General features: G+C 73.5%; 13 protein-coding genes. 6 read left to right on the top strand and 7 right to left on the bottom strand.

Going from position 1 to position 13,761, the window contains the following annotated elements:
• Positions 1-57: 57 nt before the first annotated feature.
• Positions 58-951, bottom strand: coding sequence for a PhzF family phenazine biosynthesis protein (locus ACWDZ4_RS28210; protein ID WP_451511203.1), 894 nt, complete (start codon positions 949-951; stop codon positions 58-60).
• A gap of 36 nt (positions 952-987) precedes the next feature.
• Positions 988-1,740, bottom strand: coding sequence for an SDR family oxidoreductase (locus ACWDZ4_RS28205; protein ID WP_451511202.1), 753 nt, complete (start codon positions 1,738-1,740; stop codon positions 988-990).
• Positions 1,741-1,832: 92 nt separating this feature from the next.
• Here ACWDZ4_RS28205 and ACWDZ4_RS28200 point away from each other — a divergent pair, with 92 nt between their 5' ends.
• Positions 1,833-3,452 carry an alkaline phosphatase D family protein gene (locus ACWDZ4_RS28200; RefSeq protein ID WP_451511201.1) on the top strand — a complete coding sequence of 540 codons (1,620 nt, stop codon included), beginning with the start codon at positions 1,833-1,835 and terminating at the stop codon, positions 3,450-3,452.
• Here the strand turns inward: ACWDZ4_RS28200 and ACWDZ4_RS28195 are convergent.
• Entirely contained in the window at positions 3,408-4,463 is a 1,056-nt protein-coding gene (locus ACWDZ4_RS28195; protein ID WP_451511200.1) for a Gfo/Idh/MocA family protein, read from the bottom strand. The two genes, ACWDZ4_RS28200 and ACWDZ4_RS28195, sit on opposite strands and share 45 nt — an antisense overlap.
• Before the next feature lie 80 nt (positions 4,464-4,543).
• Here ACWDZ4_RS28195 and ACWDZ4_RS28190 point away from each other — a divergent pair, with 80 nt between their 5' ends.
• Positions 4,544-5,863, top strand: coding sequence for a multidrug effflux MFS transporter (locus tag ACWDZ4_RS28190; protein WP_451511199.1), 1,320 nt, complete (start codon positions 4,544-4,546; stop codon positions 5,861-5,863).
• Between the two features lie 113 nt (positions 5,864-5,976).
• Here the strand turns inward: ACWDZ4_RS28190 and ACWDZ4_RS28185 are convergent, their stop codons facing one another.
• Together ACWDZ4_RS28185 and ACWDZ4_RS28180 are read right to left on the bottom strand one after the other, a co-directional pair.
• The gene (locus ACWDZ4_RS28185) at positions 5,977-6,621 is read right to left on the bottom strand and encodes a dihydrofolate reductase family protein (RefSeq protein WP_451511198.1); all 645 of its coding nucleotides are present in this window, start codon (positions 6,619-6,621) and stop codon (positions 5,977-5,979) included.
• Positions 6,622-6,792: 171 nt separating this feature from the next.
• Positions 6,793-8,097, bottom strand: a complete 1,305-nt coding sequence (locus ACWDZ4_RS28180; protein ID WP_451511197.1) for a hypothetical protein — start codon at positions 8,095-8,097, stop codon at positions 6,793-6,795.
• Positions 8,098-8,231: 134 nt separating this feature from the next.
• On the opposite strand from ACWDZ4_RS28180, the gene ACWDZ4_RS28175 reads away from it, so the two are divergent.
• Positions 8,232-9,254 carry a small ribosomal subunit Rsm22 family protein gene (locus tag ACWDZ4_RS28175; RefSeq protein ID WP_451511196.1) on the top strand — a complete coding sequence of 341 codons (1,023 nt, stop codon included), beginning with the start codon at positions 8,232-8,234 and terminating at the stop codon, positions 9,252-9,254.
• Here ACWDZ4_RS28175 and ddaH read toward each other — a convergent pair.
• Positions 9,251-10,096, bottom strand: a complete 846-nt coding sequence (gene ddaH, locus ACWDZ4_RS28170; protein WP_451511195.1) for a dimethylargininase — start codon at positions 10,094-10,096, stop codon at positions 9,251-9,253. The genes ACWDZ4_RS28175 and ddaH overlap by 4 nt on opposite strands.
• 131 nt (positions 10,097-10,227) lie before the next feature.
• Here ddaH and ACWDZ4_RS28165 point away from each other — a divergent pair, with 131 nt between their 5' ends.
• Together ACWDZ4_RS28165 and ACWDZ4_RS28160 are read left to right on the top strand one after the other, a co-directional pair.
• Complete coding sequence (locus tag ACWDZ4_RS28165) at positions 10,228-10,866, top strand: TetR/AcrR family transcriptional regulator (RefSeq protein ID WP_451511194.1); 639 nt, start codon at positions 10,228-10,230, stop codon at positions 10,864-10,866.
• Between the two features lie 203 nt (positions 10,867-11,069).
• Positions 11,070-11,843 carry a bifunctional DNA primase/polymerase gene (locus ACWDZ4_RS28160; protein WP_451511193.1) on the top strand — a complete coding sequence of 258 codons (774 nt, stop codon included), beginning with the start codon at positions 11,070-11,072 and terminating at the stop codon, positions 11,841-11,843.
• A 39-nt stretch (positions 11,844-11,882) separates the two neighbouring features.
• Here ACWDZ4_RS28160 and ACWDZ4_RS28155 read toward each other — a convergent pair whose 3' ends face one another.
• Positions 11,883-12,905 (bottom strand): hypothetical protein, encoded by a 1,023-nt coding sequence (locus ACWDZ4_RS28155; protein WP_451511192.1) that lies wholly within the window; start codon positions 12,903-12,905, stop codon positions 11,883-11,885.
• Between the two features lie 145 nt (positions 12,906-13,050).
• Between ACWDZ4_RS28155 and ACWDZ4_RS28150 the strand changes: the two genes are divergently transcribed.
• On the top strand, positions 13,051-13,758 hold the full coding sequence (locus ACWDZ4_RS28150) for a PhzF family phenazine biosynthesis protein (RefSeq protein ID WP_451511191.1): 708 nt from the start codon (positions 13,051-13,053) through the stop codon (positions 13,756-13,758).
• The last annotated feature ends 3 nt before the right edge of the window (positions 13,759-13,761 follow it).

Raw genomic sequence — 13,761 nt, 5'->3', positions numbered from 1 at the left:
CTTGCGCGCCCACGGTCCTCCCCGATCCTCCTCGGTGCCGACGGACCGGCCGGGTGCTCAGGCGTCCGGGCCGTCTCCCTCTTCCCCCTCCGGGATGCGCGCGCCCGCGCCGCCGACCCTGATCCGCCCGTCGCCCGCGCGCAGTTCCACCGTCAGGACGCCGGGGCGCCCCATGTCGTCGCCCTGGTGGAGGGTGAGCACCGACTCCTGCGGCACGAGGCCCAGTTCCCGCGCGTACGCCCCGAAGGCCGCCGCCGCGGCCCCCGTCGCCGGGTCCTCCACGACGCCGCCCACCGGGAACGGGTCACGGACGTGGAACGTCGTCGCGTCCTCACGCCACACCAGCTGCACCGTCGTCAGGTCCAGGCGGCGCATCAGCACGGCCAGCCGCTCGAAGTCGTACGACAGCCGCGCCAGCCGCTCGCGGGTCGCGGCCGCCAGGACCAGGTGGCGGTTGCCGGCGTACGCGATGCGCGGCGGGAAGGCCGGGTCGAGGTCGGCGGCGGCCCAGTCCAGCGCGGCCAGCGCCTCCGTCACATCGCTCTGTGCCGCGTCCGCCACGTGCGGTTCGACGCTGGTGAGGGTGGCGCGGTACGCGCCGTCGGCGGACGCGGTCACCTCCACCGGGACCGTGCCGGCCGGCGTCTCGAAGACCAGGTCCCCCGGGCGGCCCCGGTGCTCGGCGAGCGCGATCGCCGTCGCGACGGTGGCGTGGCCGCAGAACGCGACCTCGGCCTGCGGGCTGAAGTACCGGACGGTGAAGGCGCGTCCGGGCTCCAGCTCCTCCATGAGGAACGCCGTCTCGCTGTAGCCGACCTCGGCCGCCACGGCGAGCATGGTCGCGTCGTCGAGCCCGGCCGCGTCCAGGACGACACCCGCGGGATTGCCGCCCTCCGGATCGGTCGAGAAGGCCGTGTAGCGCAGGACGTCGGTGCGGGTGAATGACTTCATGCCGCGGTCAACCGCCGTATCCGCCGTGATGTTCCCTCAGCCCCGCCCGATGTACGGCATCGTCGTCGCCAGCACCGTCGCGAACTGCACGTTCGCCTCCAGCGGCAGCTCCGCCATGTGCAGCACCGTGCGCGCCACGTCCCGCGCGTCCATCACCGGCTCCGCCATCAGCTCGCCGTTCGCCTGGAGGATGCCCGCCTGCATCCGCTCCGTCATGTCCGTCGCCGCGTTGCCGATGTCGATCTGGCCGCACGCGATCCGGTACGGACGCCCGTCCAGGGAGAGGGACTTGGTCAGGCCCGTCATGGCGTGCTTGGTGGTCGTGTACGCGAGGGAGTGCGGCCGGGGCGCGTGCGCCGAGATCGAGCCGTTGTTGATGATGCGGCCGCCCTGCGGGTCCTGGTCCTTCATCTGCCGGAACGCCGCCTGCGCGCACAGGAACGAGCCGGTGACGTTCACGTCGACGACCGAGCGCCACTCCTCGTACGCGATGTCCTCCACCGGCACACCGCGCGGCCCGAACGTGCCCGCGTTGTTGAAGAGCAGGTCGAGGCGCCCGTACCGCTTCCGTACGGCGGCGAACAGCGCGTCCACGTCGGCCGGAAGCGACACGTCCGCCTGTACGCACGACGTCTCGCCGCCCGCCTCCCGCGCGGTCTCTTCCAGCGGCCCGGTACGCCGCCCCGCCAGCGCGACCGACCAGCCCGACCCCGCCAGGGCGAGTGCGACGGCCCGGCCGATGCCCGAGCCCGCTCCGGTCACGACGGCGATCTTCGTCCGAGGGTTCATGGCCCAGCAGCGTACGTGACACGTACATGAAAGCGTGACGACGCCCCGTACCACTCCAATACCTCTGACAACAGCCGTCAGGGGAGGGGCAGATGACCATCGCATCGGGCCATGACCAGGAGACACGGGCCGCCGCACGGCACATCCGCCGCCGCCGGTTCCTCACCGTCACCGGGGCCGCCGCCGCGCTCGCCTTCGCGACGAACCTGCCGGGGACCGCCCACGCCGCGGAGTTCGACGCCCGGAAGATCACGGACGATCCCTTCACCCTCGGTGTCGCGTCCGGCGATCCGCTCCCCTCGTCCGTACTGCTGTGGACGAGACTCGCCCCCAGGCCGTACGAGCCGGACAGCGGCCTGCCGCGCGCCCGCGTCCAGGTGCGCTGGGAACTCGCCCGCGACGCGGGCTTCCGGCGGACCGTCAGGCGCGGCCACGTCACCGCGCACCCCGAGTTCCACCACAGCGTCCGCGTCGAGGCCGGCGGGCTCGACCCCGACCGCGTCTACTACTACCGCTTCCGCGCGGGCGACTGGATCAGCCCGGTCGGCCGCACCCGCACGGCGCCCGCCCGCTCCGCGCGGATCAGGGAGCTGCGGCTCGGCGCGGTCTCCTGCCAGGCGTACCACGACGGGTACTTCACCGCGTACAAGCACCTCGCGGAGGAGGACCTCGACGTCGTCTTCCACCTCGGCGACTACCTCTACGAGTACGCCGTGAACGCCGCCGGAGGCGCCCGCGCCTACGCCGACCACCGCGTGCCCGCCCACTTCAACCACGAGACGGTCACGCTGGAGGACTACCGCCTGCGGTACGCCCTCTACAAGTCCGACCCGGACCTGAGGGCCGCGCACGCCGCGCACCCCTCCGTCGTCACCTGGGACGACCACGAGACGGAGAACAACTACGCGGGCGGCACCCCCGAGAACGGCGTACCGCCCGAGGAGTTCCTGCTGCGCCGGGCGGCGGCGTACCGCGCCTACTGGGAGAACCAGCCGCTGCGCGCCCCGCAGCGGCCCGACGGCGCCGACATGCGGCTCTACCGGCGGCTGCACTTCGGGCGGCTCGCGCAGTTCGACATCCTCGACACCCGCCAGTACCGCTCCGACCAGGCGTACGGCGACGGCTGGCAGCTCCCGGGCCCCGAGTCCGAGGACCCGTCGCGCACCATGACCGGCGCGGAGCAGGAGCGGTGGCTCATCGACGGCTGGCGCGACTCGCGGGCGCTGTGGAACGTCGTGCCGCAGCAGGTCACCTTCGCCCGGCGGCGCAGCGCGGGCGACCCGAAGGTCAGCATGGACGCGTGGGACGGCTACCCGGCCTCCCGCAAGCGCGTGCTCGCCGGCGCGGAGGCGGCCGGCGTCGACAACCTCGTGGTGCTCACGGGCGACGTCCACGTGGCGTACGCCTTCGACCTGAAGAAGGACTTCGAGGACCCGGCCTCGCGCACCGTCGGCACGGAGTTCGTCACCACGTCGGTCTCCAGCGGCAAGGACGGCGCGGAGAGGCCCGCCAACTACGACCGCCTGATGCGGGGCAACGCGCACCTGAAGTTCTACGACGGCAGGCGCGGCTACACGACGCTCACGCTCGGCGAGGACGTGGCGCGCGCGGACTTCCGGACGGTGTCCGCGGTCACCACGCCCGGCGCGCCGGTCACGACCGCCGCCTCACTCGTCACCGAGGCGGGGAACCCGGGCCTGAAGCCCGCCTAGGCCCTGCTCGTCCTCGTCGCCCGGGTAACGGACGCCGATGCGGTCGCGCACCGCGTCGAGCGTCCGCATCACGGCGAGGCTGCCGTCCAGCGGGACCAGCGGCGACTCCTTCTCGCCCGCGCGCAGACAGCGCATCACCTCGGCCGCTTCGTACTGGAGGCTGTGACGGCCGGCGATTCCGGCGGTGAACTCCTCCGGCTCCGCCCCGTCCCGGTGCAGCGTGAACCGGTCGGGGTGGAAGAAGCCGCGTCCCAGCTCGATCCTGCCCTTCGTCCCCGTCACGGCCGCCGTGATGGGGGTGTCGGCGGTGATGGAGCAGGACAGCAGCGCCGTCACCCCCGCGTCCCACCCGAGCAGCATGCCGGTGTTCAGGTCGACGCCCTCCGGCGACAGCAGCGCGTCGGCCTGTACGCGGTCGGGCTCGCCCAGCAGCAGATGCGCGAACGACACCGGGTACACGCCGAGGTCCAGCAGCGCCCCGCCGCCCAGCGCCGGATCGCGCAGCCGGTGCTCGGACTCGAACGGCCCCGCGAGCCCGAAGTCGGCGTGCACGGTGCGCACTTCGCCGATCGCCCCGTCCTTCACCAGCTCCGCGAGCCGCCTGATGGCGGGGTTGCAGTACATCCACATCCCCTCCATCAGGAAGCGGTCGTGGCGGCGGGCCACGGCGACCAGTTCCTCCGCCTCGCGGGAGTTCAGCGTGAACGCCTTCTCGCACAGCACCGCCCGGCCCGCCTCCAGGCACAGGCCGGCGGCCGCCCGGTGCGCGGAGTGCGGGCCTGCGACGTACACCACATCGACGTCCTCGTCCGCGGCGAGCTCCGCCCAGCTCCCGTACGCCCGCGGTATCCCGAACCGCTCGGCGAACGCCTTCGCGCCGGCGGTCGTACGGGATGCCACCGCCACCACCTCGGCGTTCTCCGTGTCCCGCATCTCCAGCAGGTCCGCGGTGAACGAGGACGCGATGCCGCCCGTCGCCAGCACGCCCCACCGCACGGTCGTTCCGCCCATACCCGGCCCCCAGAAAAAGGTGTCGACCACTCCGGACGAGCTGAGAGCATAGGTCCGTATTCAACGACATGGAGATGCGAATGCCGGAGACCGGCCAGTCCGCGCAAGGCCACATACCCGGGGCGGAGGCAGCGGCCGCAACCGGCTCCGTCCCCGCCCCCGTTGCCGCCCCCGCCCCCGTCGCCACCACCGCCGCCCGTCGCACGGGTCTCCTGGTCACGCTGGTGCTCGGCGGGCTCACCGCCCTGCCGCCGCTCTCCATGGACATGTACCTCCCCGCCCTGCCCGCGGTCACCGAATCCCTGGGCTCGCCCGCCGCGACCGTGCAGCTCACCCTGACCGCGTGCCTGGCCGGCATGGCGCTCGGACAGCTGGTCGTGGGCCCGATGAGCGACCGGTTCGGCCGCCGCGGGCCGCTCCTCCTCGGCATGCTCGTGTACGTCGTGGCCACCGCGATCTGCGCGTTCGCGCCCTCCGCCGAACTCCTCGTCGCCTTCCGCCTCCTCCAGGGGCTCGCGGGGGCGGCGGGCATCGTGATCGCCCGGGCGGTGGTCCGTGACCTCTACGACGGCGTGGAGATGGCGCGTTTCTTCTCCACCCTGATGCTGATCTCCGGCGTGGCGCCGGTCGTCGCGCCGGTCGTCGGCGGCCAGGTGCTCCGCCTGACGGACTGGCGGGGCATCTTCGCCGTCCTCACCGTCATCGGCGTCCTCCTCACCCTCGTCGTGTGGAGGTGGCTGCACGAGACACTGCCGCCGGGCCGCCGCCACCAGGGAGGCGTGGGCGAGGCACTGCGCACGATGCGCGGCCTCCTCGCGGACCGCGTCTTCACCGGTTACCTGCTGGCCGGCGGTCTCGCCTTCGCCGCCCTCTTCGCCTACATCGCCGCCTCGCCCTTCGTGGTCCAGGAGATCTTCGGCGCGTCCCCGCAGACCTTCAGCCTGCTCTTCGGCATCAACTCGGTCGGTCTGATCGCCGTCGGCCAGATCAACGGCAAGCTGCTGGTGGGCCGGGTCAGCATGGACAAGGTCCTGGCCGTGGGCCTGTCCCTCATCGCGCTCGCCTCGCTCGCGCTGCTCCTGATGACCACGGGCGTCTTCGGCGAGACCGGCCTGGTCCCGGTCGCGGCCGGACTCTTCGTCCTGATGTCGTCGATGGGCCTCGCCCTGCCCAACGCCAACACCCAGGCCCTGATGCGCACCCCGCACGCGGCCGGCTCGGCGTCCGCGCTGCTCGGTACGTCGTCGTTCCTGATCGGCGCGATCGCCTCACCGCTGGTCGGCATCGCGGGCGAGGCGACGGCGGTCCCGATGGCGGTGGTCCAGCTGACCTGCGCGCTGGCCTCGCTCATGTGCTTCGCGGCCCTGTGCCGCCCGTGGCGGCGCACCGCGCCGGTGTGACGGAGAGGTTCCCGGGAGGACTGGGCCCGGCCGCCCGAGACGGGACTGGAGGGCCCGCCCCAGGGCAGCCCGGGAAGGCGGAACAACCGGCCCGGGCCGGCCCTGAGGACCGGTCACTTGCGCCAGAACAAGTGGTGCGTCACCCCGCTCGGGCTGGGCACGACCTCCAGGTGGAACCGGTCGAGCAGCTCGTCGGGGGACTCCCAGAGCCGTACTCCGGACCCGAGCTCCACCGGCGAGACCGCCACATGCAGGGTGTCGACGAGGTCGGCGTCGAGGAACTGCCGGATGGTGGTGGCCCCGCCGCCGAGCCGGACGTCCTTGCCCTGCGCCGCCTCCCGCGCCTGTTCGAGGACCGTGGCCGGTTCGCCGCCGACGAAGTGGAACGTGGTGTCGGAGAGCGTGAACGAAGGACGCCTGTGGTGGGTCATGACGAACACCGGGGCACGGAACGGGGGCTCCTCCCCCCACCAGCCGCGCCACTCGTGGTCGTTCCAGGGCCCGCGCTGGGGCCCGAACTTGTTGCGGCCCATGATCTCGGCACCGATGTTGCGTGCGTAGTCCCGGGTGAGGTAGTCGTCCAGGCCCCGGCTGCCCCCGGGGTCGGTGCGCATGGGCCAGCTCGCCGTGGCGCCGGCCCAGGCGAACAGCCTCTCGGGCTCGACGTGGCCGAACGGCCTCTCGAAGCTCTGGTCCTCCCCGGCACCGATCCCGTCACTCGAGACATTGAAGTTCTGCACTCTCAGTAGCTGAGCCACGTGTTCCTCCTGTGAGGGCGACAATGGTGGTGAGACTCCCCGGGCCGCGAAAACTCATCGCTGCGTCCGTTCTCAGGACCGGCACCTCTGCCGTCATCGGCATCGACGCGCCGACGATCTCGACGCCGGGCCAAAGCTCACGGGCCAGAGCTCACGGGTCCTCGCCCTCCCTCACCCCCGGCGGGCGTAGGCGATCAGGTGGCGGCGGTCCTTGCGGTCCGTCCAGGGGAACAGGGCCGTGCCCGCCACCTCCACCGCGGGTACGTGTACGTTCGCCGGGAGCGCCGTCGGCTCCGCCGTGGTGAGGTCGGCCTCCACGGGGGTGCGCGTCGCCGTCGTGCCGTACGCGATGCCCGTGTCCGTCACCGCCGTCAGGGACAGCGGCTTCGTGCCGTCCGCCTCCTCGAAGCAGTGCCCCGACCCCGTCTCCAGGTCGAAGCCCAGGCTCCCCGCCACCACGTACCGCCCCTCCGGCGCCACCGCCGCCTGCGGGTACTTCCCCGGCTCTATCGCGGGCCTGCGGCACTCCGCCTTCGCCAGCGCCCTCCCCGTCGTCGCGTCGTGCACCGCCCACACGTCGTAGTCGGCCGCGCCCGCGCCGCCCCGCTTCCTCTGCCACTTGGCGAGGATCCGGCCGCCCGCCACCGACGTCGGCACCCCCGACGCCGCGTCCGCTCCGGCCGGGGCCGCCTGCCGGCTGTGCCAGCCGTCGCGCACCCAGAAGCCCCGGCGCCCGCTCACCAGGACCCCCTTCTCGGTGACCGCCCGCACCTGGGTCTGCGTCCGGCAGTCCGCGCACCCCTTCGGGTAACGGAGGTCCTTCGGGGCCAGCCGCGCCACCCGGCCGGTCACCGGGTCGACGACCGCGCTGTCCGCGCCGCCGTCGCTGACGAGGATGCCGGGGCCGGACCCGTCCACGGCCGGGGCGCCGGCCCAGGGCAGCTCGACGCGCCGCCGCGCGCCGCTTTCCGCGTCGTACACGTCGAGCGCCACGATCATGTCGGCGGCGGTCAGCGCGTCCTCGCCGACCTTCCCGTACGACCAGGTGACGAAGAACTCCCGGCCGTCCTTCGCGACGGACAGCAGCCGGGGGAAGTACGCCGGATCGGACAGCGGCCGCCAGGCGTCGCCCGCCCACCGCGTCCTCCCGCTCGCCGCGTCGACGGCCCGCAGCCGGAACCGGGCGGCGGACACCCGCTCCAGGTACCCGACCCGCCCCGCGCCCACGGCGACCGCGTACTCGGCCGACGCGCCGGTGACCTCCCAGCCCCGCCGGTTGGTGTACGCCGCGGGAACGGCCAGCCGCGTCACGGGCCCGGCCGCGCCCTTCCTCGCGGGCTCCGCCGGCCCGGCCTTCCGCCGCTCGTCCGTACGGTCGCCACCACCCCCGTCGCCGCCGCACGTGGCCAGCAGGAGCAGCAGGGCCAAGACGATCACACCGGCCACCAGAGCCACGCGTACGACCCGCTGTCCCATGCGTCCCCCCGACGGTCGAGCCGACGGGCGTCAGCGTAGCAACTGCCTCTCGCACCGCATCAGTTCGTCCGAGCCCCTTCCCGCCCCGGTACGGGCGATCCGCGGCGTACTCCGAAAGTGCCTAAAATCTTCCGGTGAACTCCACCCTCCCCACCGCAGAAGCCCTGCGCACCGCACTCGCCGGACTTCTCGACGGGCTGCCGCCCAAGCAGGCCGCACAGGCCGTCGAGCGGCTGATCACCAGCTACCGGGGGACCACCCCCACCGACGCGCCCGTCCTGCGCGACCGCTCCGACGTCGCCGCGTACGCCGCGTACCGGATGCCGGCGACCTTCGAGGCGGTGCGTTCCGCGCTGGCAGCCCTCCGCGACGCGGCCCCGGAGTGGATCCCGGCGACGCACACGGACATCGGCGGCGGGACGGGCGCCGCGACCTGGGCCGTCGCGGAGGCGTGGCGGGAGGAGCCGGCCAGTACGGTCGTCGACTGGGCCGAGCCCGCCCTCGTGCTCGGCCGGGAGCTCGCCGAGGCGTCCGGTTCGCCCGCCCTGCGCGCCACGGCCTGGCAGCGCTCCCGCATCGGATCGGCGCTGCGGATCGAGAGCACCGATCTCGTCACCGTCTCGTACGTCCTCAAGGAGCTCACCGCCGCCGACCGCGCGCACCTCGTCACCGAGGCGGCCCGCGCCGCCCGCGCCGTCGTGATCGTCGAGCCCGGCACCCCCGACGGCTACCTCCGCGTCATCGAGGCCAGGCAGCGGCTGATCGACGCGGGCCTGCGCGTCGCCGCCCCCTGCCCGCACAGCGGTGCCTGCCCCATCGAGCCCGGCGCCGACTGGTGCCACTTCTCGGCCCGGGTGAGCCGTTCCTCCCTCCACCGCCAGGTGAAGGGAGGCTCGCTGCCGTACGAGGACGAGAAGTTCAGCTACGTCGCGGCCGTCCGCGACGGTGCGGACGGTCCGGCCGTCGTCCCGGCCGCCAACCGCGTGATCCGCAGGCCGCAGATCCGCAAGGGCATGGTCCTGCTGGAACTGTGCGCGAAACCCGAGGAGCTCACCCGCGAGACGGTCACCAAGAAGCGCCACGGCGACCTCTACCGGGCGGCCCGGGACACCGACTGGGGCGACGCCTGGCCGCCGTCCCGGTCCGGGAACCCCTAGCCGCGCAGCTCCTGGGTGCAGCACTTCACGCTGCCGCCGCCCTTGAGCAGCTCTCCGAGGTCCATCCCGACCGGTTCGTACCCGCGCGCCCGCAACGGCTCGAAGAGCCCGAGCGCGGCGTGCGGCAGCAGCACGTGGCGCCCGTCGCTCACCGCGTTGAGCCCGAGCGCCGCCGCGTCCGCCTCCCGGGCGACGATCGCGTCGGGGAAGAGCCGGGCGAGGACGGCCCGGCTGCCGGGGGAGAAGGCGTCGGGGTAGTACATGACCTCGTCGCCGCGGTCGTCGAGGACGGCCAGCGCGGTGTCCAGGTGGTAGTAGCGCGGGTCGACGAGGTCCAGGCCGATGACCGGGCGGCCGAAGAACTCCTGTGCCTCGTCGTGCGAGAGCGGGCTGGAGCGGAAGCCCCGCCCGGCGAGGATCCAGGACGAGGTGACGGCGAAGTCGCCCTCGCCCTCGTTGATGTGCGAGGGCTCGCAGATCTCCGTGAAGCCGTGGGCGCGGAACCACTCCAGGTGGGCCTCGGCCTCCGGCGTCCGTTCCGCGTACGCGAACCGGGCGCCGAGCACCCGGCCGTCGATGACGGTGGCGCCGTTGGCGGCGTACACCATGTCGGGCAGGCCGGGCCTGGGGGCGAGGAGCTCGACGGTGTGGCCGAGGTTCCGGTAGCGGTCGCGCAGGTCCTCCCACTGGGCGAGGGCCAGCGGCAGGTCGACCGGCTTCCCGGGGTCCATCCAGGGGTTGATGGAGTACGTCACCCTGAAGTGCTCCGGGGGACACATCAGATAGCGGCGGGGCGAGGCGTCACGAGGCACTGAGGGCTCCTCACGAGCGGCATGGCGCACCGAGTGTGCGTGAGAGCCATGGTCCGCCGTGCAGAGCCGTCGCGCTGTGCACCGATCGGGTGGTTCCCGGCTGGTCAGCCCGCATCCGACAGGCGAGACGGATCGTCTCGCCATGCTGGTAGATTGGCCCCATGGCCGACACCGCGACCCCCGGAACGCCCAGGACCCCCGACTCCGCACGCCGCAGCGAGCGCTCGCGCCGCGCGATCTACGAAGCGGCCCTCTCCCTCGTCGGCGAGGCGGGCTACACCAAGACGACGATCGAGGGCATCGCCGCCCGCGCCGGCGTGGGCAAGCAGACGATCTACCGCTGGTGGCCCTCGAAGGCCGCCGTACTGCTCGAAGCCTTCGTCGACCTCGGTGAACAGGCCGCAGAGGCGGCGGGCGGCGACGGCGGGTCCGAGTTCCCCGACACCGGCGACCTGGCCGCCGACCTCAGGACGGTCCTGCGCGCCACCGTCGACGAACTCGTCGATCCCAAGTACGAAGCCCCTTCCCGCGCCCTCACCGCCGCGGGCATCGTCGATGCGGCCCTGGGCGCGGAGTTCGTGGAGAAGCTGCTCGAACCGTCGCTCCAGCTGTACGTGAAGCGGCTGCACGCGGCGCAGGAGGCCGGTGACGTACGGGAGGGGATCGACCCGCGCGTCGCCGTGGAGCTGCTCGTCGGCCCGCTCTTCCACCGCTGGCTGCTGCGTACCCTCCCGCTCACGCACGCGTACGCGGACGCCCTCGTCGACTGCGCGCTGGGCGGTCTCGCCCCGCGCCGGTAGCACGCGGAGGTGAATTCGCTCACGGGACCGCGGGAGGCGGTCACCGCCGGACGGGCGGTCGCCGCAGGGCCGCGTACCGGGGCAAAGGCGTCAATCGCACCACCGCTGCGGCGGTGGCCCGCGTACCCCGGATGGGGACTGCGGCCACCCGAGGCGCAGGATGGTGGCAGCATGGACAGCACAACGCTGAGGTGAGGGGTTGAATGGGCGCCGACTTCGGCCGCTATCGCGGCACAGAGAGCAGGCAGACGGTGGAGAGCAGACTGCCCCAGTGGCTGCGCCGCCGCCCGAAGGCCGCCGCCGCCCACGACGCGGCCGAGAACCGCGAGGCCCTGCTCCTGGCCGCCGCTGCCGCGGGCCTGCCGCTCGCCCCCGCCGCGCATCCCGTCGGATACCGGTGTTCGTGCGAACGCGTCGGCTGTCCCACCCCCGCCCGGCACCCGGTCTCGTTCGCCTGGCAGACCCAGTCGACCACCGACTCCGCGCAGGTCGAACGCTGGGCCGAGGGGCAGCCGGAGGCCAACTTCATCACCGCGACGGGCATGGTCCACGACGTGCTCGACGTACCGCTCGAAGCGGGCCGCAGCGCGCTGGAGCGCCTGCTCGAAGCCGGAATCGACGTCGGTCCCGTGGCCGAGTTCGGCGCAGGCAACGGCGACGAGGCGCGCCTGCTCTTCTTCACCGCCACCCGCGGCACCCCGGACGACGAGGACGAGTGGTGGCCGTGCGAGCTGGACTGCCACCCCGAGACCATGGACGAGCATCCGGGGCTGCGCTGGCACTGCCGCGGCAGCTACGTCCTCGTACCGCCCGCGAAGCTGCCCGGTGAGCACGAGGTCAGCTGGGTCCGCGGCCTCGAACACCCGCTGCCCGACCCGCTGACCCTCCTGGAGACGCTGACCGACGCCTGCGCGCGGTACGTCGGCGAGGACGACCCCGACGACCACCACGCGGTGGCCTGGCCGCTGGGCCGCTGAGCCCCGGCCGCCGAGCCCCGGACCGCGCGCGGGCGCCGGTCAGGAGCCCTGGGCGGCCGTGAGCCCCTGAATCCGGGAGAGCACCGTCACCTGCTGCTCCTGCTGCTTGCCCTTGCCCGCGCCGGCCGCGCCCTTCTCCGGCACCTGCGCGACCTGACTGGAGACCCGCTCCTTGGTGAGCTTGGTCCTCGCGGTGCCGGTCATCAGCGCCCGTACGTCGGCGTTGAGGCTCAGCCGCACCCCCTCGGCCACGGTCTGCTGCTCGTACTGGCGGGTGGCGAAGAACACCGTCGCCCCGCCGCCCTCCGTGACGAGCCCCAGCGGCGCGAACGTCCCGCTGTCCAGGGGCTGGTCGGCGTACTGGACGGAGCGCCCGGGCTGGCGCGCCGCCTTCTGGCGCGCCTGGCGCACGGCGGAGGTGTGCGGCCCGGGGGCGAAGACGGCGGGCTCGCCGCTCTGCAAGTACGAGGCGTACTCCTCGCTCAGGTCCTCCGGCGCCACCGCGAGTCCGGGCGCGTCCGGCGCGACCGCCTCGGCCCAGCCGTCCTCGTCCTTCTTGAAGTCGGGCATCCGGGCCGGTGTGAGGACCCACAGGTGCGAGACCTCCCACAACTGGTCGGCGCCGCCGCGTACGAACACCAGCAGCCAGCGGGTGTCGAGCCGGCCGCTGTCCTGGTCGCGGTTGCTGTCGGCGTCCGCGACGAACCACCGGGGCCAGCCCGCCTTCTTGGGGATGGCGTACTGCGCGTCGGTCAGCTCCAGCGGCTCGTGGCGCGGATTGCCGTCCGGGCTCTGCGCCTGCCGCGCCTTGAGCCCGGCCTGGTTGATCGCGCCGAGCGCGCCGGTGACCCGCCCCGCGTCGAGGGCCGGGTCGTACGCCTTGTCCGCCTTGTTGTACGCGGCCGTGAAGTCCTTGAGGGCCTGGGCGGCCTCGGCCTCCGTCGCCGACGGCACGACCTCCAGCTCGCCGTGCACCGTCACGCACCCGCTCGCCGTCACCGACAGCGCCGTCGCCGCCGCGAGACCCGTTCCCAGCCGCTTCAGCGTGCTCAGCCTGCTCATGCGCTGCCTTCTGTGTCTTCGTCCCCACCGACCTCCGGAACCCTACCGGGGACAGGAGGGGCGCGAGCGTGGGGACCGGGTACAGCGGCCGCCCCGTGACCTGGCGGACAACCGGACCGCGGCGGGCCGGTGCTTCAATGCCGGGATGAACGAACTCGACGTGCTCCGCGTCTTCTGCGGCCCCGGCGGACGCCACGGCAACGCCCTCGGCGTCGTACGCGACGGGCGTACGTACCCCGACGAGGCGTCCCGGCAGGCGCTCGCCGCCGAACTCGGCTTCAGCGAGACCGTGTTCGTCGACGACCCCGAGCGCGGCGTCGTCGACATCCGCACACCGGGCCTGCGCCTGCCCTTCGCCGGGCACTCTCTCCCGGACCCCGCCCGGGGGGACCCCCGCCTCGCTGCGCTCGTCGGCGTCGCCTGGCTGCTCGACCTGGAAGTGGTCAACCCGCCCGCCGGGGAGGTGTGGGCGCGCCACGACGGCGAGTTCACCTGGATCACGGCGCGCCCCGAGTGGGCCCCGCCGCGCCGCCTCCAGCGGTACGCGACGGCCGCCGAGGTCGACGCGCTGCCCGCGCCCCCGCCCGGCGAGGGCCGGCTGTACGCCTGGGCCTGGGAGGACGAGGCGGCGGGCCGGGTCCGCGCCCGGGCGTTCCCGCGCCGCGACGACGGCACTGCGGAGGACGGGGCGACCGGCGCGGCGGCCCTCCTGCTCACCGCCGAACTGGGCCGCGCCCTGAACATCACGCAGGGCCGCGGGTCCCAGATCCTGACGGCACCGGGGCCCGACGGCACGATCGAGATCGGCGGCCGGGTCCGTTTCGCCCCGCACGCGTCGCGCCGGTCGCACTGAGTC

This window comes from Streptomyces sp. NPDC003016, assembly GCF_053591455.1.
This window is presented reverse-complemented; position numbering and strand designations above follow the sequence as displayed.

Excerpts from the sequence above, each read along its gene's own strand:
- ACWDZ4_RS28165 (WP_451511194.1), top strand. The coding sequence starts at position 10,228 with ATGGCCGACACCGCGACCCCCGGAACGCCCAGGACCCCCGACTCCGCA.
- ACWDZ4_RS28205 (WP_451511202.1), bottom strand. The coding sequence starts at position 1,740 with ATGAACCCTCGGACGAAGATCGCCGTCGTGACCGGAGCGGGCTCGGGC.
- ACWDZ4_RS28150 (WP_451511191.1), top strand. The coding sequence starts at position 13,051 with ATGAACGAACTCGACGTGCTCCGCGTCTTCTGCGGCCCCGGCGGACGC.
- ACWDZ4_RS28195 (WP_451511200.1), bottom strand. The coding sequence starts at position 4,463 with ATGGGCGGAACGACCGTGCGGTGGGGCGTGCTGGCGACGGGCGGCATC.
- ACWDZ4_RS28160 (WP_451511193.1), top strand. The coding sequence starts at position 11,070 with ATGGGCGCCGACTTCGGCCGCTATCGCGGCACAGAGAGCAGGCAGACG.
- ACWDZ4_RS28210 (WP_451511203.1), bottom strand. The coding sequence starts at position 951 with ATGAAGTCATTCACCCGCACCGACGTCCTGCGCTACACGGCCTTCTCG.
- ACWDZ4_RS28155 (WP_451511192.1), bottom strand. The coding sequence starts at position 12,905 with ATGAGCAGGCTGAGCACGCTGAAGCGGCTGGGAACGGGTCTCGCGGCG.
- ACWDZ4_RS28200 (WP_451511201.1), top strand. The coding sequence starts at position 1,833 with ATGACCATCGCATCGGGCCATGACCAGGAGACACGGGCCGCCGCACGG.
- ACWDZ4_RS28190 (WP_451511199.1), top strand. The coding sequence starts at position 4,544 with ATGCCGGAGACCGGCCAGTCCGCGCAAGGCCACATACCCGGGGCGGAG.
- ACWDZ4_RS28180 (WP_451511197.1), bottom strand. The coding sequence starts at position 8,097 with ATGGGACAGCGGGTCGTACGCGTGGCTCTGGTGGCCGGTGTGATCGTC.